A 26,463-nucleotide genomic window follows, 5' to 3' on the forward strand; every position below is an offset into this window, starting at 1 on the left:
CCCGCAGCCTCACCCGATCTCTATCAGGGTTTTATTTGCTTGAGTTCGTTCAGCAGGCCCAGCAGCTGCTGCAGCTTCTCCTCGCCGAACTGCGCCTGGATCCGCTGGTAGTTGCTCTCCATGCCGTCGCTCATGGACACGAAGCACTGCTGCCCCACTTCGGTCAGCCCGACATAGACGCGGCGCTGGTCCTGCGGCGACTTCCAGCGGCGGACGATGCCGTCGCGCTCCATGCGCACCAGCACCCCGGTCATGCTCGGCTTGAGGATGCAGGCCTGGTGGGCCAGCTGGTGGCTCTCCATCTCGCCGTTCTGCCGCAGGATGCGGATCACCCGCCACTGCTGTTCGGTCAACCCGTGCTGGTTGAGCAGCGGGCGGAAGAATCCCATGGCCGCCTCGCGTGCCTGCAAGAGGGTCAGGGTCAGGGAAGGTCTGGGCGCTGCCATGTGTGCTCCGGATGAACGCGATGGCGGATTTAAGCAACAACCGATGGCACGACGCAAACCCTGCCAGCCGCCCCGCGCGCTTTGTCACACCCGGTCAAGCCCGTGGCAGGAATGGACAATCCGCCGGCCGCGCCGGGGTTTCTAATGGCTCAACGATCGAATCGTCCTTTGGTAGGGCTTGATCATCGTTAATATATTAATTATAAAGTTAGCATGTTAACGAAATGACTTCGGGTGCCGCTTCCCACCGTCAGCGCGCACCTTCTTTTATCCGGGGATGACCCCACTGCTTCAGGAGTGAACCCATGCGTCGCGCAACCAGCGAAGTCGCTACCGGCACCCTGTTCGGCGTCGCGCTGAACTACCAGGGCCTGCTCGAAAGCCGACTGGCCGAGTTCGACCAACCCCCTTACCAGAAGCCACCGGTCAAGCCGGTGCTGTTCATCAAGACCTCCAACACCCGCAATGGCGACGGCCAGCCGGTGCCCTACCCGCGTGACGTCGAACGCCTGCAGCCGGGCCCTGCCCTCGGCGTGGTGATCGGCCGCAACGCCAGCCGCGTCAGTGCCGAGAACGCCATGGCGCATGTCGCCGGCTACCTGGTGGTGAACGAATTCAGCCTGCCGGAAGACAGCTACTACCGCCCGGCGGTCAAGGCCAAGTGCCGCGACGGCTTCTGCCCCCTGGCCAGCGAAGTGGTGCCGGCCAGCGAGATCGCCGATCCGCACGCCCTGCCCCTGCGCCTCTTCGTCAACGGCGAACTGCGCCAGGAGAACAGCACCGCCAACCTGGTGCGCAGCATTCCCCAGCTGATCGCCGAGATCAGCGAGTTCATGACCCTGCACGAAGGCGACGTGCTGATCACCGGCACCCCCGAGGGCCGCGTCGACGTGCGCCCCGGCGATGAAGTGGTGGTGGAGATCGAAGGCCTCGGCCGGCTCACCAGCACGCTGGTCGCGGAATAAGGAGACGCAGATGAAACACGCACGCATCCGCCATCAGGGCGACATCCACGCGGTCACGGTCGAGGCCGGCAACGCCGTGCGCCTGGCCGACGGCCGCCTGCTCGCGGAAGACGCCGTCGAGTGGCTGCCCCCGGCCACCGGCGCCATGTTCGCCCTGGGCCTGAACTACGCCGACCATGCCGCCGAACTGGCCTTCAAGGCGCCCACCGAGCCGCTGGCCTTCATCAAGTCGCCGGGCACCTACACCGGCCACAACCAGGTCACCTGGCGCCCCGACAACGTCGCCTACATGCACTACGAGTGCGAGCTGGTGGCGGTGATCGGCAAGCCCGCGCGCAACGTCAAGCGCGAGGACGCCCTGCAGTACCTGGCCGGCTACACCGTCTGCAACGACTACGCCATCCGCGACTACCTGGAGAACTACTACCGGCCCAACCTGCGGGTGAAGAACCGCGATTGCACCACCCCGGTCGGCCCCTGGATCGTCGACGCCGCCGAGGTGCCCGACCCGTCGAAGCTCAAGCTGCGCACCTGGATCAACGGCGAGCTGAAGCAGGAAGGCACCACCGCCGACATGATCTTCGACATCCCCTACCTGATCGAATACTTCTCCAGCTTCATGACCCTGCAGCCGGGCGACATGATCGCCACCGGCACGCCGGAGGGCCTGGCCGACGTGGTGCCGGGCGATGAAGTGGTGGTGGAAGTGGAAGGCGTCGGCCGCCTGGTCAACCGCATCGTCAGCGAAGCCGAGTTCTTCGCGTCCCGTAACAACGAGGTTTGAACATGATCAAGCACTGGATCGATGGCCGCGAGGTCGAAAGCAAAGACGTCTTCACCAACTACAACCCCGCCACAGGCGAAGCCATCGGTGAAGTGGCCAGCGGTGGCGCCGAAGAGATCGCCGCTGCCGTCGCCGCCGCCAAGGACGCCTTCCCCAAGTGGGCCAACACCCCGGCCAAGGAACGCGCCAAGCTGATGCGCAAGCTGGGCGAGCTGATCGACCAGAACGTGCCGCAGCTGGCCGAGCTGGAAACCCTGGACACCGGCCTGCCGATTCACCAGACGAAGAACGTGCTGATCCCCCGCGCCTCGCACAACTTCGACTTCTTCGCCGAGGTCTGCACCCGCATGGACGGCCACAGCTACCCGGTGGACGACCAGATGCTCAACTACACCCTCTACCAGCCGGTAGGCGTGTGCGGCCTGGTGTCGCCGTGGAACGTGCCGTTCATGACCGCCACCTGGAAGACCGCGCCCTGCCTGGCCCTGGGCAACACCGCGGTGCTGAAGATGAGCGAGCTGTCGCCGCTGACCGCCAACGAACTGGGCCGCCTGGCCCTGGAAGCCGGCATTCCCAAGGGCGTGCTCAACGTGGTGCAGGGCTACGGCGCCACCGCCGGCGACGCCCTGGTCCGTCACCCGGACGTGCGCGCCATCTCCTTCACCGGCGGCACCGCCACCGGGCGCAAGATCATGCAGACCGCCGGCCTGAAGAAGTACTCCATGGAACTGGGCGGCAAGAGCCCGGTGCTGATCTTCGATGACGCCGACCTCGACCGCGCCCTCGACGCCGCGCTGTTCACCATCTTCTCGCTCAACGGCGAGCGCTGCACCGCCGGCAGCCGCATCTTCATCCAGGAAACCGTCTACGACCGCTTCGTCGCCGAGTTCGCCGCCCGCGCCAAGCGCCTGATCGTCGGCGACCCGCAGGACCCGAAGACCCAGGTCGGCTCGATGATCACCCAGGCCCACTACGACAAGGTCACCGGCTACATCCGCATCGGCATGGAAGAAGGCGCCACCCTGCTGGCCGGCGGCCTCGATCGCCCGGCGGGCCTGCCGGCGCACCTGGCCAAGGGGCAGTTCATCCAGCCCACGGTGTTCGCCGACGTCGACAACCGCATGCGCATCGCCCAGGAAGAGATCTTCGGCCCGGTGGTCTGCCTGATCCGCTTCAAGGACGAGGCCGAAGCGCTGCAACTGGCCAACGACACCGAATACGGCCTGGCCTCCTACATCTGGACCCAGGACATCGGCAAGGCCCACCGCCTGGCCCGTGGCATCGAGGCCGGCATGGTCTTCATCAACAGCCAGAACGTGCGTGACCTGCGCCAGCCCTTCGGCGGCGTGAAGGGCTCGGGCACCGGCCGCGAAGGCGGCGAATACAGCTTCGAAGTGTTCGCCGAGATCAAGAACGTCTGCATTTCCATGGGCAGCCACCACATCCCTCGCTGGGGATTGTGAGGCGCCGCGCCCCTTCTCGCCTTCGAGGAAGGGGCGCAGGATAACGATTACCGAGCGTGCACCGACAATCACAATGAACCCTGAAGGCCCGGCGGCGGGCCTTCCACTCGGAGAACGACCATGGGCAAACTCGCTCTGGCTGCCAAGATCACCCACGTTCCATCCATGTACATCAGCGAGCTCGAAGGCCCGCGCAAGGGCTTCCGCAAGGCGGCCATCGACGGCCATATCGAGATCGGCCGGCGCTGCCGCGAGCTGGGCGTGGACACCCTGGTGGTGTTCGACACCCACTGGCTGGTGAACGCCAACTACCACGTCAACTGCGGCAAGCACTTCCAGGGGCTGTACACCAGCAACGAGCTGCCGCACTTCATCGCCAACATGGAGTACGGCTTCCCCGGCAACCCCGAGCTGGGCCACCTGCTGGCCGCGGAATGCAACCGCTACGGCGTGGAGACCATGGCCCACGACGCCACCACCCTGGCGCCCGAGTACGGCACCCTGGTGCCCATGCGCTACATGAACACCGACCAGCACTTCAAGGTGATCTCGGTCTCCGCCCTGTGCACCTCCCACTACCTCAACGACAGCGCCCGCCTCGGCTGGGCCATGCGCAAGGCGGTGGAAGAGCACTACGACGGCACCGTGGCCTTCCTCGCCAGCGGCTCGCTGTCCCATCGTTTCGCCCAGAACGGCCAGGCCCCGGAGTTCGCCACCAAGATCTGGAGCCCCTTCCTCGAAACCCTCGACCAGCGCGTGATCCAGATGTGGGAAGGCGCCGAGTGGGAGGAGTTCTGCGGCATGCTCCCCGAGTACGCGGCCAAGGGCCACGGCGAAGGCTTCATGCACGACACCGCGATGCTGCTCGGCGCCCTCGGCTGGTCGAAGTACGACGGCCACGCCGAAGTCATCACCCCCTACTTCGCCGCATCCGGCACCGGCCAGCTCAACGCCGTGTTCCCGGTCACCCCGCAGGACGGCTCGACCATCCCGCAACCGCAAGCCTCCAACCCGGCCGGCGTCGCTTCCGCCAGCCGCCTGTAGCACCCGTGGTGGCGGGCCCCACGCTCGCCGCCACGCCCCCTGAACGCCACGCCAGCCGGTGGCGGATGCGCAACCGCCATCCGCACCAGAGGAGGACCGCATGCCCCATTTCATCGCCGAATACACCGACAACATCGAACGCGAGGCCGACCTGCCCGGCCTGTTCGAAAAGGTCCACGCCTGCCTGGGCGACTCCGGCGTCTTCCCCCTCGGCGGCATCCGCAGCCGCGCGGTGCGCCTGGACACCTGGCGCATGGCCGACGGCAAGCACGACTACGCCTTCGTCCACATGAGCCTCAAGGTCGGCGCCGGGCGTGACCTGGAAACCCGCCGCCAGGTCGCCGATGCGCTGTTCGAGGTGATCAAGGCGCACTTCGCCGAACTCCAGGCCTCGCGCCTGCTGGCCCTGTCCTTCGAACTCACCGAGCTGCACCCGGAGCTCAACTACAAGCACAACAACGTCCACGCGTTCCTCAAGGGGCAGGCGGGCTGAGCACCGCCCCACCCCCGACCCGTCATTGGCAACTCCAAGAAGTACAAGACCATGAGCCAAGCGAAATCCCTGCCCCTGTCCCACGCCAGCGCCGACGACCTGACCTTCCGTCGCATCGGCTGGCGCCTGATGCCCCTGCTGCTGACCTGCTACCTGTTCGCCCACCTGGACCGCATCAACATCGGCTTCGCCAAGCTGCAGATGAGCGCCGACCTGCAGTTCAGCGACACCGTCTACGGCCTCGGCGCCGGCCTGTTCTTCATCGCCTACGCGCTGTTCGGCCTGCCCAGCAACATCGCCCTGGAGCGGGTCGGCCCGCGCCGCTGGATCGCCTTCCTCATGGTCACCTGGGGGCTGATGTCCACCGGCATGCTGCTGGTGGAAAGCGCCACCGGCTTCTACACCCTGCGCTTCCTCCTGGGCGTGGCCGAGGCCGGCTTCTTCCCCGGCATCCTGGTCTACCTCAACCGCTGGTTCCCGGCCCAGCGTCGCGGCCAGATGATCGCCCTGTTCGCCATCGCCGTACCCATGGCCGGCGTCATCGGCGGCCCGCTGTCGGGCAGCATCCTCGACGGCTTCCACGACTTCATGGGCCTGCGCGGCTGGCAATGGATGTTCCTCATCGAAGGCCTGCCGGTGGTGCTGCTCGGCCTGCTGGTGTGGCGCGCCCTGCCCGACGGCTTCGAGCAGGTCGCCTGGCTCGACGCGCAGCAGAAGGACAGCCTGCGCCAGCAGATGGCCGGCGAAGAGCGCGGCAAGACCATCACCTCGTTCAGCGGCATCTTCCGCGACCGCAACGTCTGGCTGCTGGTGGCGATCTACTTCGCAGTGATGCTGGCGGTGAACACCATCGCCTTCTGGATGCCCGCGCTGATCCACGGCGCCGGCATCGCCCAGGACCGCAACGTCGGCCTGCTCAGCGCCATCCCCTACCTCGCCGGCTGCTTCTTCATGGTCGCCCTCGGGCGTTCCTCGGACCGCCTGCGCGAGCGCCGCTGGCACCTCTGCGTGCCCCTGCTCATGGCCGCCAGCGGCCTGGTGCTGGCCGGCCTGTTCCCCGACCGCGTGCTGCCGGTGATGACCGGCCTGCTCATCGCCGGGATGGGCGCCAGCGCCGCCCTGCCGATGTTCTGGCAGCTGCCGCCGGCCTTCCTCTCGGTGCGGGTGCAGGCCGCCGGCATCGCCCTGGTCAGTTCCTTCGGCAGCATCGCCGCCTTCCTCGCGCCCTACCTGATCGGCTGGATGCGCGACACCACCCACAGCGCCAGTCTCGCCCTGTTCCTGCTGGCCTTCCTCATCGCCCTCGGCGGCCTGCTGGTGCTGCGCACCCCGGCCGCCCTGGTCAACCCACGCTAAGAGAGACTCACCATGCTCGACGCCAGCATCATCCAGCAATCCGCCGCCCGCCTCGACGCCGCCGAGCGCTCGCGCCAGCAGGTGCGCCAGTTCTCCCTGGACCACCCCGAGATCACCATCGAGGACGCCTACGCCATCCAGCGCGCCTGGGTCGAGCAGAAGATCCGTGACGGCCGCAAGCTGGTGGGCCACAAGATCGGCCTCACCTCCCGCGCCATGCAGGTGTCCTCCAACATCACCGAGCCGGACTACGGCGCGCTGCTGGACAACATGTTCTTCGACGAAGGCAGCGACATCCCCTTCGAGCGCTTCATCGTCCCTCGCGTGGAAGTGGAACTGGCCTTCGTCCTCGGCAAGCCCCTGCGCGGGCCGAACTGCACCCTGTTCGACGTGCTCGACGCCACCGAGTGGGTGATCCCCGCCCTGGAGATCATCGACGCGCGCATCCAGCAGGTGGACCCGGACACCAAGGCCACCCGCAAGGTCTTCGACACCATCTCCGACAACGCCGCCAACGCCGGCGTGGTCATGGGCGGCCGCGCCATCCGCCCCACCGAGCTGGACCTGCGGCGCATCCCGGCGATCCTCTACCGCAATGGCGTGATCGAGGAATCCGGCGTCTCCGCCGCCGTGCTCAACCACCCGGCCAAGGGCGTCGCCTGGCTGGCCAACAAGCTGGCCCCCTACGACATCACCCTGGAAGCCGGGCAGATCATCCTCGGCGGCTCCTTCACCCGCCCGGTGGCCGCCAACCCCGGCGACACCTTCCACGTCGACTACGACCAACTGGGTTCGATTGCCTGTCGGTTTGTCTGAAATCCAGCTGCAAGCGGCAAGCTACAAGCGGCAAGGCGTGCCCTCCTCTTGCGGCTTGCAGCTTGAAACTTGCCGCTCTCCGAAGGAGCACTTCCCATGCCCACCCTCATCAACACCTTCAAACAACGCCTCCTGGCCGGCGACGCACAGATCGGCCTATGGCTCGGCCTGGCTGATCCTTATTGCGCGGAGCTGGCCGCCAATGCCGGCTTCGACTGGCTGCTGATCGACGGCGAGCATGCGCCCAACGACCTGCGCAGCCTGCTCGGCCAGTTGCAGGCGGTGGCGCCCTACCCGTCGCAGCCGATCATCCGCCCGCCCATCGGCGACCCGGTGCTGATCAAGCAGCTGCTGGACATCGGCGCGCAGACCCTGCTGGTGCCCATGGTGGATTCCGCCGCCCAGGCCGCCGAGCTGGTGCGCGCCATGCGCTACCCGCCGTCCGGCATCCGGGGCGTCGGCAGCGCCCTGGCCCGCGCCTCGCGCTGGAACAGCGTGCCCGGTTACCTGGACCAGGCCGACGAGCAGATGTGCCTGCTGGTGCAGATCGAAAACCTCGACGGTCTCGCCGCGCTCGATGCCATCGCCGCCACCGAGGGCGTCGACGGCGTGTTCATCGGCCCGGCCGACCTTTCCGCCGCCATGGGCCATCGCGGCAATCCCGGGCATCCAGAGGTGCAGGCCGCCATCGAGGACGCCATCGCCCGCATCCGCCGCGCCGGCAAGGCCGCCGGCATCCTCAGCGCCGACGAGACCCTGGCCCGCCGCTACCTGGAACTGGGCTGCGCCTTCGTCGCCGTCGGCGTCGACACCAGCCTGCTGATGAAGTCCCTGCAGGCCCTCGCCGGCCGCTTCAAGGGCGCGCCGGCCCCGCAATACAGCGTCGGCAGCGTCTACTGAGCCGAACACCCTCACCCTCTTACAGCCCGCCCCGGCCCTGCTCGCAGGGCCGGGAACGGGCATGGACCGTCCGAAACAAGGCAGACCGATGAAACTCAACGACCTCAACCTGCTGCGCGAACAGGCCTACGTGAACGGCCAATGGATCGAAGCCGACGACGAAGGCCGCTTCAGCGTGACCAACCCGGCCAACGGCGAGCTGATCGCCGAAGTCGCCTCCCTCGGCCGCGCCGAAACCGCCCGCGCCATCGACGCCGCCCAGGCCGCCCTGCCCGCCTGGCGCGCCCGCACCGCCAAGGAGCGCAGCAACATCCTGCGCACCTGGTACGAACTGATCATGGCCAACCAGGAAGACCTGGCCCGCCTGCTCAGCTGGGAACAGGGCAAGCCCCTGGCCGAAAGCCGTGGCGAGATCGCCTACGGCGCCAGCTTCATCGAATGGTTCGCCGAGGAAGCCAAGCGCGTGTACGGCGACGTCATCCCCCACGACAAGCCCGGCCGCCGGCTGGTGGTGATCAAGCAGGCCATAGGCGTGGTCGCCGCCATCACCCCCTGGAACTTCCCCAACGCCATGATCACCCGCAAGGTCGGCCCGGCCCTCGCCGCCGGCTGCACCGTGGTGCTCAAACCCGCTTCGGAGACGCCCCTGTCCGCCCTCGCCCTGGCCGAATTGGGCGAGCGCGCCGGCCTTCCCGCCGGGGTGCTGAACATCGTCACCGGCACCCGCTCGCGGGAGATCGGCGGCGAGCTCACCGGCAACCCGAAGGTGCAAAAGCTCTCCTTCACCGGCTCCACCGGCATCGGCAAGCTGCTGATGGCGCAATGCGCCGAAACCATCAAGAAGGTCAGCCTGGAACTGGGCGGCAACGCCCCCTTCATCGTCTTCGACGACGCCGACCTCGACGCCGCCGTGCAGGGCGCCCTGGGCTCCAAGTTCCGCAACAGCGGGCAGACCTGCGTCTGCACCAACCGCCTGCTGGTGCAGAGCGGCGTGCACGACGAGTTCGCCCGGCGCCTGGTGGCCGCGGTCAACGCCCTCAAGGTCGCCCCGGCGGAGGAGGACGGCGCCCAGCAGGGTCCGCTGATCAACGCCAAGGCCGTGGAAAAGATCGAGGAACACATCGCCGACGCCCTCGCCAAGGGCGCCACCCTCCTCGCCGGTGGCAAGCGCCACGCCCTGGGCGGCAGCTTCTTCGAGCCCACGGTACTGGGGGATGTGACCGCCGAGATGCGGGTGGCCCGCGATGAAACCTTCGGCCCGCTCGCACCGATCTTCCGCTTCGACACCGAGGAACAAGCCATCGCCCTGGCCAACGACACCGAATTCGGCCTCGCCTCCTACCTCTACACCCGCGACCTCGGCCGCGCCTGGCGCGTCAGCGAAGCCCTGGAATACGGCATGGTCGGCGTCAACGAAGGCCTCATCTCCACCGAAGTCGCCCCCTTCGGCGGCATCAAGCAATCCGGCCTCGGCCGCGAAGGCTCGAAGTACGGCATCGACGACTACATCGAACAGAAATACATGTGCCTCGGCATCGCCTGAAGCCCATTGGTGGGCTGAAGCCCACCCTACTGGAATGCCCCACCCCACCGGGCAGCACCCCGTGGGAGCGAATTCATTGGCGATGCTTTTCGCGGTTGAAACCGCTCCCACAATCCCCCCAAAACGCCGCGCAATCCTGTAGGGGCGACTTCAGTCGCCAAGCGGTGCGCAGCGCCGCCATAGGTTCGCGAGCAAAGCTCGCTTCTACGGGCGTGCAATTGGGAAGGGGTATAGCAACGCCCAGCTCCGCTGCGTTGGGCTTCGTACCTCAGCCCAACCTACACAGCTCACTGCCTCAAGGCTTGATGCCCTTCAGCTCCTGCAACAGCTCCAGCAGTTCCTGCAGCTTCTCCTCGCCCAGTTGCACCTGGATGGATTGGTAGCCCCGCTCCATCTCCTGGCTCATGGACTGGAAGCAGGCCTCGCCCTGTTCGGTCAGGGCCAGGAGGATGCGGCGCTGATCTTCGGCGACCTTGCGTCGGCGGACCATGCCGTCGCGCTCCAGGCGGGCGAGCACGCCGCTCATACTGGGTTTGAGGATGCAGGCCAGGCGCGCGAGCTTGTGGCTTTCCATCTCGCCTTGCTGGCGGAGGATGCGGATGACCCGCCACTGCTGCTCGGTGAGCCCGTGGAGGTTGAGCTGGGGGCGGAAGAAACGCATGGCCGACTCACGGGCCTGCAGCAGGGTGAGGGTCAGGGAAGCACGGGTATTGGGCATGGCTTGGGCAGTGTCAAAAATTAGTTCACAGTTTAACGAATGGCGCTTTCCGCGTCATGGTGAACGGCTCGCCTTGAGTTTCGCCCAGAAGGCGTCCAGGGCCGTTTTCTGCTCCTGGTTGAGCCGTTCGAGCACGTACAGGCGCCGGCGCTCGTCGCTTTTCAGCACCTGCATGGGGCGCTCCTTGGCCAGCTCAGCCAACTCGGGGGTATCGGCGGCCAGGGGCGAGTAGAACTGGCTGGCGCGGGCATCGGCCAGGGCGTTGCGTGGCTCCAGCAGGTAGTCGATGAAGCGGTAGGCCAGGTCCGGATGCTCGGCATTGGCGGGGATCGCCAGGCTGTCGATGAAGACCATCGCGCCCTCGTCGGGAATCCGGTAGCTGAGCGCCGGGTTGCGCGCGGAGGCGGTCAGCGCATGGCCGACCCAGGCCATGGCCACGCACAGGCGGCCGTCGGCCAGGGCATCGATGTAGGTGTCGTTGTCCAGGTGCCGCGCCATGCGGGCGATGCCCAGCAGGGGCTGCAGGTTGCGCTCGACCTGCCGTGCGCCATAGCTCGACAGGCTGCGGCCCCGGTAGTTGAACCAGAGGGAGGCGGTCTCTTCCGGCGCGTCCAGCAGGCCGATGCCGCAACCGGCCAGTCGCGCGGCCTGGCGCTCGTCGAACAGCAGCCCCCAGCTATTGGGCAAGGGCCCGCCATAGCTGGCTTCGGCCAGCTTCGGGTTGACTACCAGCCCCACCGAGCCCCAGAGGTAGGGCACCGCATAGCGGTTGGCCGAATCGATGCCGGCGAGCATCGCCAGCAGGCCTACGTCGACGCTGGCGTAATGGCTGAGGCGCCCCGTGTCCAGGGGCGCCAGCTGGCCGTTGTGGATCAGCCGCGAGAGCTGGAAGTGCGACGGCACGACGATGTCGAAGGCCTGCTCGCGACCCAGGGCGGCGTCCAGTTCCTCGGCGGCGGTCATGGTCTGGTATTCGACCCGGATGCCGGTCTGCTTCTGGAAGTCCGCCAGCACCTGCGGCTCGATGTAGTTCTTCCAGTTGAGAACCCGCAACACCTCCTCGGCCCGGGCTTCCAGGGCCAGCAACAGCATCGCCAGGCAGGCCAGCAGTCTCATCGCGCAACTCCTTGCAGGGAATGGGGCCGGCACCTGCCGGGTGCGCCATTAGGAGCGAGGCGACGCCCACCCGTCATGTTCGAGGCTGCCAGCTTCTTGCTTGCCCGTGCCGGATTCGTCCAAGCGTGACCCCGTGCCCATTCGCCGCCCGGAAAAACCCGCGCCCGGGTCATTGCGGCCGGTCATTAACCTGTTCATGATCGAGCGATAAAAATACCTATAGGTCGCCCCCATGAACGCACTGCTGCGCACGCAGACTCACCTCGGCCTCGCCCTCGCCATGCAGGCGCTGCAGGCCGCCCTGGATGCCGCCGCCGAGCATGGTGCCCGGGTCAGCATCCAGGTGGTGGACGCCGCCGGCCTGCCGATCCACAGCGCGCACATGAACGGCGCCCCCGGCCCCAGCCGCGCCATCGCCCTGAACAAGGCCGTCACCGCCGCCGGCTTCGGCCTCGCCACCAGCGCCTGGCAGGAGCGCCTCGAGGGCTGCTCCGCCGCCGTGCGCCAGGGCCTGCCCCTGCAACCGGGGATGGCCCTGTTCGGTGGCGGCGAGCCCTTCCACCACCAGGGCCAGGTGATCGGCGCCATCGGCATTTCCGGTGCCTCGGAACGGCTCGACGGGCTCTGCGCCCGCGCGGCCGTGGAGCGCGTCGCAGAGCTGCTGGCGCCAGGTTGACCCGGCGCCTGTCACCCCGGGTCAAGGTGACGGGCAGTGAGGGACAAGACCGCAAGGGGCCGCACGCCCCTTAATAGTCGCCAGCAGAACGCATTCCACCCACCGTTTCAGGCTGCAGTCATGATCAATATCGAGACACCCACCTACTACACGGCCACCAAGAAGTACGACCTCTCCTTCCCCTCCCTGGAGGCGGACCTGGACGCAGACGTCGTCGTGATCGGCGGAGGGTTCTCCGGGATCAACACCGCGCTGGAACTGGCGGAACAGGGCATCACCAACATCGTCGTGCTGGAGGCCCGCTACCTGGGCTTCGGCGGCACCGGCCGCAACGGCGGGCAGATCATGGCCGGCATCGGCCACGACCTGGAGAAGATTCGCAACGACGTGGGCGAGGACGGCCTGCGGCAGATCTTCGAAATCAGCGACCTGGGCGCCGACATCATCAAGGGCCGCATCGCCAAGTACGGCATCGACGCCGACTTCTGCCACGGCTACGGCTACATGGGTTTCAACGGCCGCCAGGAGAAGACCCTGCGCGCCTGGGAGAAGGAGTTCAAATCCCTCGGCTCGCCCCACGAGATCCGCTTCCTCGGCGGCTCCGAGGTGAAGCAGATCATCGGCTCCGACGCCTACAGCAGCGCCCTGCTGCACATGGGCGGCGGCCACGTGCACTCCCTCAACCTGCTGCTGGGCGAGGCCAAGGCCCTGGCCAGCCACGGGGTGAAGATCTTCGAATACAGCCCGGCGCTGGAAGTGACCTACGGCGAGCGCATCACCGTGCGCACCGGCAAGGGCTCGGTACGCGCCGGCAAGCTGCTCTGGGCCTGCGACAGCTTCCTCAACAAGCTGGAGCCGGAGCTGCACAAGACCACCATCAACACCTACGCCTTCCAGATGATGACCGAGCCGCTCCCGGACGAGCTGATCCAGCGCATCAGCCCCATTCGCGGGGCCTACAGCGACATCCGCCCGGTCATCGACTACTACCGCGTGACCAACGAGAACCGCCTGCTGTTCGGTGCGGCGACGCCCTTCGTCGAGCACATCCCCGGCGATCTCAAGGCCTGGAACCGCAACCTGATGCTGAAGATCTTCCCCTACCTCAAGGACGTGAAGATCGACCTCGCCTGGGGCGGCCCCATGGCCTGCAGCCCCAACCTGTTCCCGCAGATCGGCACCCTGCCCGGCCGCCCCAACGCCTACTTCGTGCAGGGCTACTCCGGTTTCGGCGTCACCCCCAGCCACATCATCTGCAAGGTGCTGGCCGAAGGCATGAGCGAAGGCTCGTCGCGCTACGACCTGATCAGCTCGGTGCGGCGCATCAAGGTGGTCGGCAAGGACCATATCCGCCCGCTGCTGCTGACCGCCGGCAAGAGCTGGCACCAGGTTTCCGGCTACTGGAACGGCCGCCGCTAGCCGGGTTCGGCGCGGCTGCGCGTCGGCGGTACGGCGTTGGGATCGGCCTTGGAATGCTCATTCACGGGCGTGAACTCCGCTTCCGCGGCCGCTCCCGCCTTGTATCGCTCCAGCTCGCTCGTGCCAGAGGCGGCTCAGGGAAGACTCAAGACAACGCAACCCCACTTTTTCATCACTCGCAGGAGAACTGCCATGTCCCTCACCCCCATCAAGACCGGTATCACCCTCGCTGAACTGGATGCCTGGGGCACCGTCGCCGACCTGGGTTCGGAAATCCTCGAAGGCGAGGTCAAGGCCTTCGGCAAGATGACCGCCGGCGCTCCCACCGACCCGGTCAGCGCTGCCTATTTCGGCACCACCGGCGGCAAGTTCCGCATGGTCTACCCGTTCAACGAGCAGGCCACCGTGGTCACCGGCGAGGTGATCCTCACCGACGAATCCACCGGCCAGACCACCCGCTTCAAGGCCGGTGACAGCTGGTACGTCGCCAAGGGCACCCCGGTGCTCTGGGAAGTCCCCGGCGAGAGCTTCGTCAAGCACTACTACGCGGTGGCCTGACCTTTCCAGGTGCCTGCCCCACGGGGCAGGTTCGCGCCACTGGCAACCTCTGCGGCGATGGTCTGCACTGCCCTCACCGCCCACACGAGGGTTCCTCCATGACGCCATCCCCCGTCGAATTCGCCAGGCACTGCCTGAGCACCTTCACCCACTTCGTCCCCGCCTCCCTCGGTGCCTTCTACCTGATCGACGATCAGTTGCAGGCCCGCGACTTCCAGCTGCTGGGCATGCACCCGCAGATGCACGACGCCTACCTGCGCCACTACCGCCACTTCGACCCGCTGCAACCCGGCGCCTGCCTGGCCACCGGCCTGCCGGTGGTGCCCCTGCAAGCCGGCCAGGCCCGCCAGGGCGAGGCGCAGAACCGCGAATACCAGGGGTTCCTGCGCGCCCATGAGGTGATAGACGTCGTTGAAGTCATCGCCCAGGCCGGCGAGCGCCCCGTGGCCGGGCTGTCCCTGCTGCGTTGCAGCGGCATGCCGGCGTTCTCGGAGGAAGAGCTGGCCAGCCTGGCGGCCCTGCAGGGGATGATGGAAGCCGGTGTGCAGGCCCTGGTGCCCGCCGCCGAGCCGAAGCTGCAGGGCCTCACCCCGCGTGAACGGGAGATCGCCCTGCTGCTGCGCGAAGGCATCGGCAACAAGCAGCTCGCCCGCCACCTGGGCGTCGGCCTGCCTACGGTGAAGACCCACCTGCTCAACCTGTTCCGCAAGGTCGGTGCCAGCAGCCGCACCGAACTGGTGGCGATGCTGTTCCTCTGACGGCGCCCCTCAGCGCCCCGACTGCTGCACCAGGGTGGCGGGCACGGCGCCCGCCGGGGGCTCGCCCAGCTCGGTGCCCAGCAGGTGATTGACGAAGAGGTGGAACAGCTCCGACTGGCTGGAGATGCCCAGCTTGCTGTAGAGGTGCTTGCGGTGGTTCTTCACCGTGCCCTCGGCGATCTCCAGGTGCAGGGAGATGGACAGGCTGGAATGCCCCCGCAGGATCAACCCCACTATGGCCTGCTCGCGCGCGGTCAGGCGATCGGTGGCGAAGCCGGAGAAGGCCGCCGCCAGGTGCTCGGCGATGCTGCGCTCGGGCCGTGCCCCCAGCGGCTGGGCGGCGACCTTGGCGTAATGGCGCTGGAGAAAGGCCTCCAGCGCCGGCTGGCAGAGCCGCAGCGCGGCCACGTCCTGATCCGAGAACACCGGCGAGCCGTTGCAGCGCATCAACGAATAGGCCGCGTAGGTGCCGCCGGGCAGGGGCGAAAGAAACACGATCTCTTCCGCCAGGCTGCCCGAGGCCAGGGAAATGCACGGGTGCACGTCCGGCGAATTGAAATACTCGCCCTCGAAGAAGGCATCCGGCGCCAGCTCCGCCATGCGGTACAGGCCGGCGGGCCGGCCATGGGCGCAGGCGGTGTAGACCGGATCCAGCAGGTAGGTGCCGTTGACGTAGCGCTGCATTGCGCCGGGCTCGGGGATGCCGTGCAGGTTGTCGTGCAGCAGCGCGGGGCTGCCGCCGGCGGGGTAGACGAAGATGCAGCTCTGGTCGAAGGGCGCCAGGGCCTGCAACGCCTCGTCCAGGCGCTCGGCGAAGGCCGCCGTCTCCACGCTGGCGATCAGCTCGGGGCTGTGTGCGTGCCAGGCTTCCAGCACCTGCCAGCCCTGGGAATGGGAGAGTCCTGCTGCGTGCGCCATGCTTCACCTTCTTGTTGTCCGGCCGCCCCGCCCAGGTGCAGAAATGTGCCTTGGGGCGCGCGTTTCAGGGGTGTTTTCAAGAAAGCATTTTGCTTGCCACAACGCCCTCCGCGCCAGCGCTTTTCAGCGCGACCGTAGGGGCGAATTCATTGGCTCCGTCTGCGTTAAGTGTTGCTAAAGGATTTGAGCTCAGCTGATTGTCGAGTTCTGGTGATGTTTCTGGTTTCGCCCACCCGGGCGAGTCCCTTTTAACAATCGTCGGAATGCCGAACCACTTAAAAGGAACCAAAAGGGCTTGCCCCATCATCCGGCCCCGGCTTCGCCGGGGTTCCCTCACTCCATCGTCGTTACTCGCTACGCTCGCCCTTCGGGCCGCACTGAAGTGCGTTCGCCGCAAGCGTCGTCTGGGGGCCGGCGCGATGGGCCATCCATGGCCTGGCGCGCCTCTCGCGGCATCCATGCCGCTCGTCCCCCGGCGCAACGACTGCGTTCGGCCTCCTGGAGGGGCGTTGGCGGCTGCTCCAACTTTCTTCGCTCAAATCCACACATTGATGTGCGCACCAACCCAACGTGCACATAGCGGTGGCTTTCGTAGGATGGCGTAGAGCGAAGCGAAACCCATGCTGTGGCGGTGGCAGAAATCCTTTGGTGCCCGGAAAGCACCGTGCTTGAGCGCCTGCATTAAAACCACAACAGCTAACGCAGACAGAGCCAATTCATTCGCCCAGCGGTGCGCAGCACCGCCGTAGGTTGGTGCCAAGCGCAGCGCGGCCCAACGATGTAAGGTCAGGCCCCGCCACGTTGGGTTTCGTCCCTCAGCCCAACCTACACAGCGCAGTCCTGTAGGAACGAATTCATTCGCGATGCTTTTCGCGGCTGAAGCCGCTCCCACAACCCAACCCCAAAACGCCTCACCACCTGATACCCCACCGCTTACGCCCCCAATGAAAAAGCCCGACACAGTCACCTGCATCGGGCTCGTCCGGCTGCGTTCCCTGCTACACGGACGAAAAGCCGTTATCGACGAACAGATGGGCGCCGCTGACGAAGGAGGCATCGTCGGAGGCGAGGAACAGCGCGGCCCGCGCCACCTCCTCCGGCTCGCACAGGCGGCCCTGCTGGGCGGCGATGTCCGCCTCGCTGGCGTTGACGCCCATGGCCTGCAGGTCATGCAGCTCGCGCATGCCGTGGGCGGTGCGGATGAAGCCGGGCGCCACCGCGTTGCAGCGGATGCCGCGGTCGCGGAACTCCACGGCGATGGCCCGGGCGAACATCTGGCAAGCACCCTTGGTGGCGTTGTAGACCACCTCCCCCGGCGTGGCGTACTGGGCGGAGATGGACGAAGTACAGACGATGCTGCCCTTGCCCTTCGCCAGCATCTGCGGCAGCACGGCGCGGGTCATCAGGAACATGCTCTTGACGTTGACCGCCATCAGCCAGTCCCACTCCTCTTCCTGCACCTCCAGGAAGGGCTTCACGATCAGCGTGCCGGCGTGGTTGAACAGCACATCGGCCGGGCCCAGCGCGGCGAGGCTCGCCGCCACCGCCGCCTCCACCTGGTCGGCCTGGGACACATCGGCGCCCAGTCCGATGGCCCGACCACCCTCGGCCTCGATCTGCGCGGCCAGGGCGCGGGCGGCCTCGGCGTTGCGGTCGATGATGGCGACCGCCGCACCCTCGCGGGCGAACAGCCGGCTGGCCGCCTCGCCGCAGCCGCCGGCGCCCCCGCTGATGATCGCGACCTTGCCGTGCAGGCGTGGTTGGTTGGAAAGCATGGCAACTCCTGGTTCAAGGGTTCTGTGTAGAAGTGGCGGGGCACGAACCGGCCCCGCCACGTGGCGTGCATGGGGTTATCCGAGAGCGGGCTTCAGCGCGGGTGCCCCTCGCGGCCGCCACTGACGGCGAAGGCCTCTTCCGGCGACAGCACCAGGCGGTGACGGCGGTAGAAGGCGAAGTAGGCCATGCCGATCAGGTACCAGGCGGCGGCGCCCAGGGCGGCCCATTTGTAGAGCGGGTCGAGGAACTGGTAGATCAGCGTGATGGCCGAGATGCCGATCACCACCAGCGCGCCGAACACGCCGTAGGGGCTGCGATAGGGGCGCGGCAGGTCCGGGTGCAGGCGGCGCAGACGGATGAAGGCAATGCTCTGCAGGATGTAGGAGATCATCCCGGCGAACACGATCATGCTGACCATGATCCCGCCCATCAGCGCGTTGTTCTCGCGGCCGAAGCTGAACCAGAACACCAGCAGGATGCTCAGCGCCAGCAGCGAACCGGTCAGCAGGGCGACGTTGGGCGTCTTGTTCACCGGGTGGGTGACCGACAGCGCCGTGGGCAGGTAGCCGGCGCGGGACAGCGAGTAGATATTGCGCCCGGCGGCGAAGCTGCCCGCCAGGAAGGACGCCGCCAGGCCCAGCACCGCCACGGCCGAGAGCACCTTGCTCGCGGTGTGCCCGAAGATCTCGCGGAAGCCGTCCAGCAAAGGCTCGCCCGAGCTGCTCATGGCGAAGGCGCCACCGCCGATGGAGGCACTGAAGAACAGCACGCCCAAAGCCAGCACGGTGAGGATCAGGATGCCGAACACCAGCGCGCGCGGCACATGGCGGCTGGGGTCGTGGGACTCCTCGGCGGTCAGCGGCAGCTGCTCGATGGCGAGGAACATGTACACGCCGAAGGGCAGCGCGAGCATGATTCCGGTGAGGCCGAAGGGCAGCCAGGGCCCGTTGCCGCCGGCCACTTCCACCGGCGTGCCGGCGTCACCTGCGGCCAGGTTCAGGGCCTTGGCGGCGAAATCCACATGGGGGATGGCCGTGGCGAAGAAGAACACCAGCACACCGATGGCCGCCAGGGTGATCACCACCACCACGCGCATCGACACGCCCAGCCCACGCACAGAAAGCAGCAGCATGCAGGCGTAGCCCACCAGCCACCACAAGGGCTGCCACTCCGGCGCGGTGCCGAAGATCGCCGACAGGTAGGTACCCATGAAGAACATGTTGCCGGCGGGCGCCAGGATGAACTCGATGTTCTCCGCCAGCCCGGTGCTGAAGCCGCCCCATGGCCCCAGGGTGGTACGGGCGAAGGAATAGGCGCCGCCGGTATGGGGCAGCGCGGCGGACATCTCGCCGATGGACGAACACAGCAGCAGGTACATGAAGGCGATGATCACCGTGGCCGCCAGCATGCTGCCGAAGCCCTGGGCCAGGCCCAGGTTCCAGCCGGAATACTGCCCGGCGATCACCGCGCCCACACCCAGCACCAGCAGGGTGAAGAACCCCGCATGGCGCTGCAGCGTGCGCTGTTCGAAATAGCCGGCGGACACATCCTGGTAGCTCACGCCACCGCTGCCCGAGGCAGGCCGCCCCAGTGTGGTGCTCTCGTTCATCTCGCCCCTCCCCTTGTTCGGTTTGTTTTGTTGGGTATAGGGGGATGGTCGGGGCAAATGAGGGGGATGGGTATGTCCCTAAAGGGATATGAGGGGAGCAGCTGCAAGCCGCAAGTTGCAAGCTTCAAGTAAGAGCGGCAAGCACAAGCTTCCAGCGCCGACCTCTTGCGGCTTGTAGCTTGAAGCTTGCCGCTGTTGCGACGTGTCGCAGCTCCACCTTCCGGTTGATACCCCCAACCGCCCCATCTGGCGACCATTGAGTCCTCATCAACAAGCACGAGGACCGCTTCATGACCACCCAATCCGACTGGATCACCGTAGGCGCCCTGGCCGAGGGTTTTGCCCCGGAGGCCTTTATCCTGCCCAACCTGGCCGATCTCGACGGCAAGCGCTTCGACCTGCAGTTCGACAACGGCTGGAGCATCGCCCACGTGTTCGCCGATGGGCACCTGGACTGGGCGCTGGCCGACGGGTCTTCCAAGGGTCGTTCGCCCTATCGCGCCACGTCGGTTCGCCCGGGCATCTACCTGGTGGATTTCATCAAGGAGGAGTTCGGCCAGCAGTGGTCGGTGAGCCTGGTGCTGGATACCGGCGCCGCCGCCTTCACCGCCGTGCTCGGCCGCCTGCCCGATGCCGCCGCCACCCGCGAGGGCCTGTATGGCCGGGCGCTGGCCGGCAAGAGCCTGACCGGCGTCGAGGTGCAGTTCTTCCACGGCACCCTCGACCGCCCCTTCCAGCCGGGCGCCTGCCCCCACGCGCCGACCGCCGAGCTGGTGGGCCTGCGCAACCGCTACCGCTACAGCCCCACCGAGGTCTACGAGCACGTCTACCTCAACGAGAACTACTACAGCTGGCAGTGCCTGGCGGGCGTCGAGAAGGGGCTGTGCGACACCGACCGTTGCCACTACCTCAAGATCGCCGACGAGCTGTACCTGTTCGTCTGGCGCGAGAAGATCGTGCCCACCCTCGGCGTGGTGATGATCGACCTCAAGGCCCACCGCAGCGACGGCAAGATCTTCGGCTACGCCGACGGTGATTTCGGCGCCCTCTCCAACTTCCCCGTGTCCTCCCATTGCGACGTGCTCAACCGCACGGTGTATGGCGATGCATAAGCGCACGGTGGTGATCACCGGGGCCGGCACCGGCATCGGTGAAGCCTGCGCCCGGCGCCTGGGGCGCGAAGGCGCCAACCTGGTGCTGATCGGCCGCCGCGCCGAGCCCCTGCAACGGGTCGCCGCCGAGTGCGGCGGCCTGGTGCTGGTGGGCGATGCCGCCAGCAGCGCCGACTGGGCCGGCTTCGTCGCCGCCACCCACACGCGCTTCGGCGGTATCGACGCGCTGCTCGCCTGTGCCGGCGGCCACGGCCTGGGCAGCGCCACCGACACCAGCGACGACGCCTGGCAGGCGGCCATGCGCGGCAACCTCGACACCGCCTTCCACAGCGCCCGCGCCTGCCTGCCGTCGCTGCTGGAGCGGCGCGGCAGCATCGTCCTGCTGGGTTCCATCGCCTCCCTGGCGGCGGGCCCGGAGGTGTGCGGCTACACCACCGCCAAGCATGCGCTGCTGGGCCTCACCCGTTCGCTGGCGCGGGACTACGGACCCCAGGGCGTGCGGGTCAACTGCGTATGCCCCGGCTGGGTGCGCACGCCCATGGCCGACGAGGAAATGCAGCCGCTGATGCAGCACCACGGCGAGAGCCTCGACGCCGCCTACGCGCGGGTCACCGCCGAGGTACCCCTGCGCCGTCCGGCCCAGGCGGAGGAGATCGCCGCGCTGTGCCGCTTCCTGATCAGCGACGAGGCCTCCATCCTCACCGGCGCCACCCTGGTGGCCGACGGCGGCTCCAGCATCGTCGACGTGCCCACCCTCGCCTATGCGCGGCTTGGCGGTGCGTCATGAACCCCGCCTTCGATTTCGCCGGCCGCAGCGTGCTGGTCACCGGCGGCGCCCAGGGAATCGGCCGGGCCATCGTCGAAGGCTTCGTTGCCTGTGGGGCGCGGGTGCTGATCGTCGACCTGCAACAGGCCCCGGCGGAAGCCCTGGCGCAGTCGCTGCGCGACGCCGGCCGCGAGGTGCATGCGGCGGCCATCGACCTGGCGGACCGCGACGCCATCCTGCAGTTGCTCGGCGGCCTGCCCCGGCTCGATGTGCTGGTGCACAACGCCGGTTACTTCCCCTTGAGGCCGCTGCAGGAGATCGGCCCGGAGCTGCTCGAACGCACCCTGGCGGTGAACCTCGGCGCGCTGTTCTGGCTCACCCAGGGCGCCCTGCCGCTGTTCCGCCAGCAGGGGCGCGGCTGCGTGCTGGTCACCTCTTCGGTGACCGGGCCACGGGTGGCCTACCCGGGGCTCACCCACTACGCAGCGTCCAAGGCCGGGGTGAACGGTTTCATCCGCAATGCGGCACTGGAGCTGGCCGCCGAGGGCGTGCGCGTCAACGGGGTGGAACCGGGGATGATCCGCACCCCCGCCATGGGCAACCTGGGCGACGGGGAGCATGCCGCTGCCATCGCCCGGGGCGTGCCCCTGGGGCGCCTGGGGGAGCCTGGTGACATCGCCGCCGCCATGCTGTTCCTCGCCTCGGACCAGGCCTCCTACATCACCGGGCAGACCCTGGTGGTGGACGGCGGCGCCACGCTCCCGGAGACCCTCGCGGCCACCGGCGGCTGAATGCCGAAGGCCAGGGCCGGCGGGGGTCGACGGCCTATCCTGCATCTGTAGGATGGTGACCCCCGCCACCCTTGGCGATACTCGTTCCAGGCCCTGCCTCGTCGTACAGACACCGGCCACCCACTGATGACTGAGAGCCGCTCGCCGGCTCCGACAAAAACAACAAAGTCGCAGACAGGTACCTCCCATGAGCCAGATCGACGAACACCTCATCACCCCCCGCCGTTTCGCCGCCTTCAACGCCTGCGTGCTGGAGCTGCAACGACTGGCCCAGGAACAACCCCTCGCCCGTTTCCATCGCCACGCCCTGCAACGCCTGCAGGCGCTGCTGGCCTTCGACAAGGCCTGGTGGGGGCACGCGGCGATGGTCGCCGACCTGCCGGAGGAACACAGCTCCCAGGTGTTCGGCCTGCCCGCCAGCTACGTGGAGGACTGGCAGTCGATCCGCGAGCAGGACATCACCGTCGGCCTGGTGCAGTCGCAACCCGGGCGCTCGGTGATCGTCGACAGCCAGGCCGAAGACACCCCCGCCGGGCTGCGCTGGCTGGGGCGCAAGCACGGCTTCGGTGAATTCCTCTGCGTGATCCACATCGATCCGCAAACCCAGCTCAGCGTGCACCTGACGCTCTACCGCCGCCCGGGCGCGCCGCGCTTCGGCGAGGAGGAGCGCTTCCTCCTCGACCAGGTGATGCCGCACCTGGTGGCCGCCGAGGGTGCCAACCAGATCCGCGCCCTGGTGGCCCTGCGTGAAACCCTGGACGGGCCCAACACCCTGGCGCTGGCCGTGTGCGACCGCCAGCGCACCCTGCACTACGCCGAGCACGGCTTCGTCGAGCGCCTGCTGCTGGAGTGGCCACGCTGGAGCGGCCCGCGCCTGCCCGAGGCGGTGGACGCCGCCGGCTACCGGGGCCAGCACCTGCAGCTGGACGCCACCGAAGTCGGCGACCTGCTCCTGCTCAGCGCCCGCCTGCGCCCCGCCCTGGCGCAACTGAGCGCCCGGGAAACCGACGTCGCCGAACGCTTCGGCGGCGGTAGCACCTACAAGGAAATCGCCCGCGACCTGGGCCTGGCGCCGAACACCGTGCGCCATCACATCCGCAGCATCTACGACAAGCTCGGCATCAACGGCAAGGCGGGCATCGCCCACCTGCTGCACCACACCTCGAACTAAACCCACCCGCTCCCTCCACCTGCCCCGAAGACGGCGGGACGGGGAGCCTTTGCCTGCACCTACCCGCCAGAGGAACCCTGCACATGCACAGCCGCTACACGCTTCCGCTTGCCCTCGCCGCCGCCCTTGCCGCCTCCAGCGCCCAGGCCGCCGACCTCAATGCCCGCGACTTCGTCTCGGCACCGGTGGGCACCGTGCTCGGTGTCGGCTACCTGCCGCTGACCCGCGCCAACGACTACCACGGTGGGGGTGACAGCACCGGCAAGGCCGACCTCGCGGTCAACGCCTTCGCCTGGCGCCAGCTGATCTTCACCGACATCTGCGGCACCCTGTGCACCCCGCAGTTCATCGTCCCCTACGTGGACGTCGACATCCGTGCGCCAGGCGCCGCCAGCCGCAGCAGCGAACGCGGCCTGGGCGACCCGCAGGTGGGCGGCACGCTGTTCTTCATCAACGACCCGCAATCGCGCACCTACAGCGGCCTGCTGACCATGCTCACGGTGCCGGTGGGCGAGTACCACGGGCGCAACCCGGACGCCTCCCCCGGCGCCAACCGCTGGGCACTGCACCTCAACTACAACTACACCCAGGGCGTCGGCGAGAACTGGATCCTGGAGGCCAACCTCGAAGCCCAGGTCTATGGCAAGAACGACGACTACTTCGGCCAGGACCTGGAGCAGAAGCCGCTCTACCGCCTGCAGGCCTTCGCCTCCTACGACTTCACCCCCAGCACCTACGGCGCCCTGCGCCTGATCCACGCCGACGGCGGCGAACTGGAATTCAACGGCCGCACCCTCGACGACACCCACCAGCGCTACACCCAGCTCGGCTTCGAGGTGGGCCACTGGCTGGACCCGCGCAACCAGGTGCTGCTGGGCCTGACGCGCAACGTCGCCACCGAGAACGCCTTCGAGCAGAACAACCTGCTGCTGCGCTTCGTCCATGTCTTCTGAGGGCCACGCCATGACCACCGCCGTTTCCGCGGGGCTGCCCCGCACCCGCCTGCTGGCCATCGTGCTGTTCGCCGCCATCGTCCCCTGCGTGCTGATGGCCGCGCCGGCCATCGCCACCCAGTACGCCCTCCAGCTCGGCCTCGGCCCGGCGCAGATCGGCCAGCTGTTCTCCGCCGAGCTGGCCGCCATGAGCCTGGCCACCCTGCCCGCCTACCTCTGGCAGCCGCGCCTGGACTGGCGGCGGGTGGCACGCGGCGCGGCCCTGCTGTTCATCGTCGCCAACCTGGCGTCGGCCTGGGCGAGCGCCTTCCACCCGCTGATGGCCCTGCGCGTGGTCAGCGCCCTGGCCGGCGGCACGCTGATGGTGCTGTGCATCGCCAGCGCGGCGCAGAGCCAGGACCGCGACCGCGTATACGGGCTCTGGGTCATGGGCCAGCTGGTGCTCGGCGCCATCGGCCTGTGGCTGCTGCCGCCGCTGTTCGAGCGCTTCGGCCTGCAGGCGCTGTACCTCGGCCTGGCCCTGCTGATGCTGCTGTGCCTGCCGCTGGCGGGCAGCTTCCAGGGCATCACCCCGGCCACCCGCACACTTGAGCGGGTACCCGGTGGCATCGGCTGGCGCGCGTTGCTAGCGCTGTTCGCCGTACTGGCCTTCTACGTCGGCCTCAGCGGCGTGTGGACCTTCATCGGCAGCATCGCCGGCGCCGCAGCCATCGACCCGGCCAGCAGCGGGCGCATCCTCGCCGTCGCCACCCTGCTGGGCATCGCCGGTTCGGCCTGCGCCGCACTGATCGGCAAGCGCTGGCCGCGCGGGGCGATGCTGCTGCTCGGCTACGCCCTGATGACCGGTGCGGTGCTGCTCCTGCTCGACCAACCGGGCCTCGCGCGCTTCGCCACGGCGGCCCTGGTGTTCAAGTACACCTGGACCTTCGCCCTGCCCTTCATCCTCGCCTGCCTGGCCGACCTGGACCGCAACGGCAGGTTGATGAACACCACCAACCTGCTGATCGGCGGTGGCCTCGCCCTCGGCCCCGCCATCGCCGGCCCGCTGCTGGAAAGCAGCGTCGGCATGCGCGGCGTGCTGCTGCTCAGTGCCACCTGCCTGCTGCTGTCCTTCGCCGCACTCAGCCTCGCCCGCCTGCAAAGCGGCGCGCCGTCCCCTTCCCTCGACAACACCGGAGCCAATCCATGAGCCGCCGTACCGCCTTCTTCTCCGATGAACTCTGCTTCTGGCACAGCGCCGGCATGCACGCCCTGACCCTGCCCGTGGGCGGCTGGGTGCAACCGCCGGCCGCCACCGGCTTCGCCGAGTCCCCCGAAACCAAGCGCCGGCTGAAAAGCCTGCTGGATGTCTCCGGCCTGTCCCGCCAGTTGCTGCAACGCAGTGCGGAGCCGGCCACGGACGAGGACCTGCTGCGCGTCCACCCGGCCCACTACCTGCAACGCTTCAAGGCCCTGAGCGACGCCGGTGGCGGCGAGCTGGGCAGCGAGGCCCCCATCGGCCCCGGCAGTTACGAGATCGCCAAGCTCTCCGCCGGCCTGGCCATCGCCGCGGTCGACTGCGTCATTCGGGGCGAGGCGGACAACGCCTACTCGCTGTCGCGCCCGCCGGGCCACCACTGCCTCGCCGACCAGGCCATGGGCTTCTGCTTCCTCGCCAACATCGCCATCGCCATCGAGGCGGCCCGGGCGCGCCACGGCCTGCGACGGGTGGCGGTGATCGACTGGGACGTGCACCACGGCAACGGCACCCAGTCGATCTACGAGGAAGACGGCGAGGTGCTGACCGTTTCCCTGCACCAGGAGAACTGCTACCCGCCGGGCTACAGCGGCCTGGAGGATCGCGGGCGCGGCGCCGGCCTGGGCAGCAACATCAACATCCCCCTGCCGGCCGGCAGCGGCCACGACGCCTACCTGCAGGCCATGCGCCGTATCGTGCTGCCGGCACTGGAGCGCTTCCGCCCGGAGCTGATCGTGGTCGCCTGCGGCTACGACGCCAACGCCGTGGACCCGCTGGCGCGCATGATGCTGCACAGCGACTCGTTCCGCGGGATGACGGCGCTGCTGCGTGAAGCGGCGGAGGGGTTGTGCGGCGGGCGCCTGGTGCTGGTGCACGAAGGTGGCTACGCGGAAGCCTACGTGCCCTTCTGCGGGCTCGCGGTGATGGAGGAGTTGTCGGGGGTGCGTACCGCCGTGGAAGACCCGATGCTGGCCTTCATCCAGCTGCAGCAGCCCGGCGAGGCCTTCGCCGGTTTCCTGCATGACCAGGTGGAGCACCTGGCCACGCAACTGGGCTAGGAAGGTGAGTGGAGCCG

At 67.9% G+C, this 26,463-nt stretch carries 26 protein-coding genes; 20 read left to right on the forward strand and 6 right to left on the reverse strand.

Annotated elements, in window-relative coordinates; all coding sequences use genetic code 11:
- Window positions 1-23: 23 nt before the first annotated feature.
- A complete protein-coding gene (gene hpaR / locus PI990_RS17120; RefSeq protein WP_021221078.1) occupies window positions 24-446 on the reverse strand; it encodes a homoprotocatechuate degradation operon regulator HpaR in 423 nt (140 codons plus the stop codon).
- A 305-nt stretch (window positions 447-751) separates the two neighbouring features.
- Here hpaR (PI990_RS17120) and PI990_RS17125 point away from each other — a divergent pair, with 305 nt between their 5' ends.
- From PI990_RS17125 to PI990_RS17165, 9 genes are all read left to right on the forward strand, one after another.
- Window positions 752-1,411 (forward strand): fumarylacetoacetate hydrolase family protein, encoded by a 660-nt coding sequence (locus PI990_RS17125; RefSeq protein ID WP_021221079.1) that lies wholly within the window; start codon window positions 752-754, stop codon window positions 1,409-1,411.
- A gap of 10 nt (window positions 1,412-1,421) precedes the next feature.
- Window positions 1,422-2,195, forward strand: coding sequence for a fumarylacetoacetate hydrolase family protein (locus PI990_RS17130; RefSeq protein ID WP_021221080.1), 774 nt, complete (start codon window positions 1,422-1,424; stop codon window positions 2,193-2,195).
- A gap of 2 nt (window positions 2,196-2,197) precedes the next feature.
- Window positions 2,198-3,658 (forward strand): 5-carboxymethyl-2-hydroxymuconate semialdehyde dehydrogenase, encoded by a 1,461-nt coding sequence (gene hpaE / locus PI990_RS17135; protein WP_271657842.1) that lies wholly within the window; start codon window positions 2,198-2,200, stop codon window positions 3,656-3,658.
- Window positions 3,659-3,778: 120 nt separating this feature from the next.
- Window positions 3,779-4,702, forward strand: a complete 924-nt coding sequence (gene hpaD / locus PI990_RS17140; protein WP_021221082.1) for a 3,4-dihydroxyphenylacetate 2,3-dioxygenase — start codon at window positions 3,779-3,781, stop codon at window positions 4,700-4,702.
- 100 nt (window positions 4,703-4,802) lie between these two features.
- Entirely contained in the window at window positions 4,803-5,195 is a 393-nt protein-coding gene (locus PI990_RS17145; protein WP_184489934.1) for a 5-carboxymethyl-2-hydroxymuconate Delta-isomerase, read from the forward strand.
- Window positions 5,196-5,246: 51 nt separating this feature from the next.
- Window positions 5,247-6,551, forward strand: coding sequence for an MFS transporter (locus tag PI990_RS17150; protein ID WP_271657843.1), 1,305 nt, complete (start codon window positions 5,247-5,249; stop codon window positions 6,549-6,551).
- A gap of 12 nt (window positions 6,552-6,563) precedes the next feature.
- Window positions 6,564-7,367: a 2-oxo-hept-4-ene-1,7-dioate hydratase gene (gene hpaH / locus PI990_RS17155; protein ID WP_271657844.1), complete on the forward strand. Its 804-nt coding sequence runs from the start codon at window positions 6,564-6,566 to the stop codon at window positions 7,365-7,367.
- Between the two features lie 96 nt (window positions 7,368-7,463).
- Entirely contained in the window at window positions 7,464-8,267 is an 804-nt protein-coding gene (gene hpaI / locus PI990_RS17160; RefSeq protein ID WP_271657845.1) for a 4-hydroxy-2-oxoheptanedioate aldolase, read from the forward strand.
- A gap of 88 nt (window positions 8,268-8,355) precedes the next feature.
- Window positions 8,356-9,810, forward strand: coding sequence for an NAD-dependent succinate-semialdehyde dehydrogenase (locus PI990_RS17165; protein WP_271657846.1), 1,455 nt, complete (start codon window positions 8,356-8,358; stop codon window positions 9,808-9,810).
- 295 nt (window positions 9,811-10,105) lie between these two features.
- On the opposite strand, the gene hpaR (PI990_RS17170) is transcribed toward PI990_RS17165, so the two are convergent.
- Window positions 10,106-10,528 carry a homoprotocatechuate degradation operon regulator HpaR gene (gene hpaR / locus PI990_RS17170; protein ID WP_271657847.1) on the reverse strand — a complete coding sequence of 141 codons (423 nt, stop codon included), beginning with the start codon at window positions 10,526-10,528 and terminating at the stop codon, window positions 10,106-10,108.
- A 54-nt stretch (window positions 10,529-10,582) separates the two neighbouring features.
- Window positions 10,583-11,644: an extracellular solute-binding protein gene (locus PI990_RS17175; RefSeq protein WP_271657848.1), complete on the reverse strand. Its 1,062-nt coding sequence runs from the start codon at window positions 11,642-11,644 to the stop codon at window positions 10,583-10,585.
- 232 nt (window positions 11,645-11,876) lie between these two features.
- Between PI990_RS17175 and PI990_RS17180 the strand changes: the two genes are divergently transcribed.
- The 4 genes from PI990_RS17180 to PI990_RS17195 all read left to right on the forward strand — a co-directional run bounded on the left by PI990_RS17180 (window position 11,877) and on the right by PI990_RS17195 (window position 15,055).
- Entirely contained in the window at window positions 11,877-12,320 is a 444-nt protein-coding gene (locus tag PI990_RS17180; protein WP_271657849.1) for a GlcG/HbpS family heme-binding protein, read from the forward strand.
- A gap of 120 nt (window positions 12,321-12,440) precedes the next feature.
- Complete coding sequence (locus tag PI990_RS17185) at window positions 12,441-13,739, forward strand: NAD(P)/FAD-dependent oxidoreductase (protein ID WP_184489926.1); 1,299 nt, start codon at window positions 12,441-12,443, stop codon at window positions 13,737-13,739.
- A 192-nt stretch (window positions 13,740-13,931) separates the two neighbouring features.
- A complete protein-coding gene (locus PI990_RS17190; RefSeq protein ID WP_111264605.1) occupies window positions 13,932-14,297 on the forward strand; it encodes a cupin domain-containing protein in 366 nt (121 codons plus the stop codon).
- Window positions 14,298-14,395: 98 nt separating this feature from the next.
- Entirely contained in the window at window positions 14,396-15,055 is a 660-nt protein-coding gene (locus tag PI990_RS17195) for a helix-turn-helix transcriptional regulator (protein ID WP_271657850.1), read from the forward strand.
- Window positions 15,056-15,064: 9 nt separating this feature from the next.
- On the opposite strand, the gene PI990_RS17200 is transcribed toward PI990_RS17195, so the two are convergent.
- The 3 genes from PI990_RS17200 to PI990_RS17210 form a co-directional block, all read right to left on the reverse strand.
- On the reverse strand, window positions 15,065-15,973 hold the full coding sequence (locus PI990_RS17200) for a helix-turn-helix transcriptional regulator (protein WP_184489923.1): 909 nt from the start codon (window positions 15,971-15,973) through the stop codon (window positions 15,065-15,067).
- Window positions 15,974-16,971: 998 nt separating this feature from the next.
- Entirely contained in the window at window positions 16,972-17,748 is a 777-nt protein-coding gene (locus PI990_RS17205; RefSeq protein ID WP_057387602.1) for an SDR family NAD(P)-dependent oxidoreductase, read from the reverse strand.
- A gap of 92 nt (window positions 17,749-17,840) precedes the next feature.
- On the reverse strand, window positions 17,841-19,358 hold the full coding sequence (locus PI990_RS17210; protein WP_021221097.1) for an amino acid permease: 1,518 nt from the start codon (window positions 19,356-19,358) through the stop codon (window positions 17,841-17,843).
- Window positions 19,359-19,648: 290 nt separating this feature from the next.
- Here PI990_RS17210 and PI990_RS17215 point away from each other — a divergent pair, with 290 nt between their 5' ends.
- The 7 genes from PI990_RS17215 (at window position 19,649) to PI990_RS17245 (ending at window position 26,446) form a co-directional block, all read left to right on the forward strand.
- Window positions 19,649-20,470, forward strand: a complete 822-nt coding sequence (locus PI990_RS17215) for a molybdenum cofactor biosynthesis F family protein (RefSeq protein ID WP_271657851.1) — start codon at window positions 19,649-19,651, stop codon at window positions 20,468-20,470.
- Complete coding sequence (locus PI990_RS17220; RefSeq protein WP_271657852.1) at window positions 20,463-21,257, forward strand: SDR family NAD(P)-dependent oxidoreductase; 795 nt, start codon at window positions 20,463-20,465, stop codon at window positions 21,255-21,257. The genes PI990_RS17215 and PI990_RS17220 overlap by 8 nt, the downstream gene beginning before the upstream one ends.
- Window positions 21,254-22,027 (forward strand): SDR family oxidoreductase, encoded by a 774-nt coding sequence (locus PI990_RS17225; protein WP_271657853.1) that lies wholly within the window; start codon window positions 21,254-21,256, stop codon window positions 22,025-22,027. Before PI990_RS17220 ends, PI990_RS17225 begins: the two co-directional genes overlap by 4 nt.
- 187 nt (window positions 22,028-22,214) lie before the next feature.
- Complete coding sequence (locus tag PI990_RS17230; RefSeq protein WP_271657854.1) at window positions 22,215-23,198, forward strand: response regulator transcription factor; 984 nt, start codon at window positions 22,215-22,217, stop codon at window positions 23,196-23,198.
- Window positions 23,199-23,281: 83 nt separating this feature from the next.
- On the forward strand, window positions 23,282-24,151 hold the full coding sequence (locus tag PI990_RS17235) for a transporter (protein WP_271657855.1): 870 nt from the start codon (window positions 23,282-23,284) through the stop codon (window positions 24,149-24,151).
- Window positions 24,141-25,340, forward strand: coding sequence for an MFS transporter (locus PI990_RS17240; RefSeq protein ID WP_442969283.1), 1,200 nt, complete (start codon window positions 24,141-24,143; stop codon window positions 25,338-25,340). The genes PI990_RS17235 and PI990_RS17240 overlap by 11 nt, the downstream gene beginning before the upstream one ends.
- Complete coding sequence (locus tag PI990_RS17245; protein ID WP_271657857.1) at window positions 25,337-26,446, forward strand: class II histone deacetylase; 1,110 nt, start codon at window positions 25,337-25,339, stop codon at window positions 26,444-26,446. Before PI990_RS17240 ends, PI990_RS17245 begins: the two co-directional genes overlap by 4 nt.
- Window positions 26,447-26,463 lie beyond the last annotated feature (17 nt).

This window comes from Pseudomonas sp. TUM22785 (genome assembly GCF_028198105.1).
GTDB classification, from domain to species: domain Bacteria; phylum Pseudomonadota; class Gammaproteobacteria; order Pseudomonadales; family Pseudomonadaceae; genus Metapseudomonas; species Metapseudomonas solani.

Excerpts from the sequence above, each read along its gene's own strand:
- PI990_RS17145 (WP_184489934.1), top strand. The coding sequence starts at position 4,803 with ATGCCCCATTTCATCGCCGAATACACCGACAACATCGAACGCGAGGCC.
- PI990_RS17245 (WP_271657857.1), top strand. The coding sequence starts at position 25,337 with ATGAGCCGCCGTACCGCCTTCTTCTCCGATGAACTCTGCTTCTGGCAC.
- PI990_RS17230 (WP_271657854.1), top strand. The coding sequence starts at position 22,215 with ATGAGCCAGATCGACGAACACCTCATCACCCCCCGCCGTTTCGCCGCC.
- hpaD (WP_021221082.1), top strand. The coding sequence starts at position 3,779 with ATGGGCAAACTCGCTCTGGCTGCCAAGATCACCCACGTTCCATCCATG.
- PI990_RS17150 (WP_271657843.1), top strand. The coding sequence starts at position 5,247 with ATGAGCCAAGCGAAATCCCTGCCCCTGTCCCACGCCAGCGCCGACGAC.
- PI990_RS17180 (WP_271657849.1), top strand. The coding sequence starts at position 11,877 with ATGAACGCACTGCTGCGCACGCAGACTCACCTCGGCCTCGCCCTCGCC.
- PI990_RS17185 (WP_184489926.1), top strand. The coding sequence starts at position 12,441 with ATGATCAATATCGAGACACCCACCTACTACACGGCCACCAAGAAGTAC.
- PI990_RS17220 (WP_271657852.1), top strand. The coding sequence starts at position 20,463 with ATGCATAAGCGCACGGTGGTGATCACCGGGGCCGGCACCGGCATCGGT.
- hpaE (WP_271657842.1), top strand. The coding sequence starts at position 2,198 with ATGATCAAGCACTGGATCGATGGCCGCGAGGTCGAAAGCAAAGACGTC.
- PI990_RS17175 (WP_271657848.1), bottom strand. The coding sequence starts at position 11,644 with ATGAGACTGCTGGCCTGCCTGGCGATGCTGTTGCTGGCCCTGGAAGCC.
- PI990_RS17195 (WP_271657850.1), top strand. The coding sequence starts at position 14,396 with ATGACGCCATCCCCCGTCGAATTCGCCAGGCACTGCCTGAGCACCTTC.
- hpaH (WP_271657844.1), top strand. The coding sequence starts at position 6,564 with ATGCTCGACGCCAGCATCATCCAGCAATCCGCCGCCCGCCTCGACGCC.
- PI990_RS17190 (WP_111264605.1), top strand. The coding sequence starts at position 13,932 with ATGTCCCTCACCCCCATCAAGACCGGTATCACCCTCGCTGAACTGGAT.
- hpaI (WP_271657845.1), top strand. The coding sequence starts at position 7,464 with ATGCCCACCCTCATCAACACCTTCAAACAACGCCTCCTGGCCGGCGAC.
- PI990_RS17210 (WP_021221097.1), bottom strand. The coding sequence starts at position 19,358 with ATGAACGAGAGCACCACACTGGGGCGGCCTGCCTCGGGCAGCGGTGGC.
- PI990_RS17235 (WP_271657855.1), top strand. The coding sequence starts at position 23,282 with ATGCACAGCCGCTACACGCTTCCGCTTGCCCTCGCCGCCGCCCTTGCC.
- PI990_RS17165 (WP_271657846.1), top strand. The coding sequence starts at position 8,356 with ATGAAACTCAACGACCTCAACCTGCTGCGCGAACAGGCCTACGTGAAC.
- PI990_RS17130 (WP_021221080.1), top strand. The coding sequence starts at position 1,422 with ATGAAACACGCACGCATCCGCCATCAGGGCGACATCCACGCGGTCACG.
- PI990_RS17125 (WP_021221079.1), top strand. The coding sequence starts at position 752 with ATGCGTCGCGCAACCAGCGAAGTCGCTACCGGCACCCTGTTCGGCGTC.
- PI990_RS17205 (WP_057387602.1), bottom strand. The coding sequence starts at position 17,748 with ATGCTTTCCAACCAACCACGCCTGCACGGCAAGGTCGCGATCATCAGC.
- PI990_RS17240 (WP_442969283.1), top strand. The coding sequence starts at position 24,141 with ATGTCTTCTGAGGGCCACGCCATGACCACCGCCGTTTCCGCGGGGCTG.
- PI990_RS17215 (WP_271657851.1), top strand. The coding sequence starts at position 19,649 with ATGACCACCCAATCCGACTGGATCACCGTAGGCGCCCTGGCCGAGGGT.
- PI990_RS17225 (WP_271657853.1), top strand. The coding sequence starts at position 21,254 with ATGAACCCCGCCTTCGATTTCGCCGGCCGCAGCGTGCTGGTCACCGGC.
- PI990_RS17200 (WP_184489923.1), bottom strand. The coding sequence starts at position 15,973 with ATGGCGCACGCAGCAGGACTCTCCCATTCCCAGGGCTGGCAGGTGCTG.
- hpaR (WP_271657847.1), bottom strand. The coding sequence starts at position 10,528 with ATGCCCAATACCCGTGCTTCCCTGACCCTCACCCTGCTGCAGGCCCGT.
- hpaR (WP_021221078.1), bottom strand. The coding sequence starts at position 446 with ATGGCAGCGCCCAGACCTTCCCTGACCCTGACCCTCTTGCAGGCACGC.